Raw genomic sequence first — 235 nt, 5'->3', positions numbered from 1 at the left:
GCCGAGGATGCCGCCGGAGCAGATCTTCATCCCCGAATCCCGCACGTAGGCCAGGGTGTGCAGGCGCTCGCTATAGGTGCGGGTGGTGATGATGCTGGCGTAGAACTCCGGCGAGGTGTCGAGGTTGTGGGTGTAGTAGTCGAGGCCGGCCTGGGCCAGGGCTTCGGTCTGGTCCTGGGCGAGGCGGCCGAGGGTCCTGCCGGTTTCCAGGCCCATGGCCTTCACGCCCTTGACC

1 protein-coding gene is annotated in these 235 nt (G+C 67.2%); it reads right to left on the bottom strand.

What is annotated here, in order from left to right; all coding sequences use genetic code 11:
• On the bottom strand, positions 1 to 235 hold a 235-nt coding region (locus AC0IYH_RS34025), incomplete at both ends, for a radical SAM protein (protein WP_471838890.1).

It is taken from the genome of Pseudomonas sp. AC463 (assembly GCF_979253585.1).
This window is presented reverse-complemented; position numbering and strand designations above follow the sequence as displayed.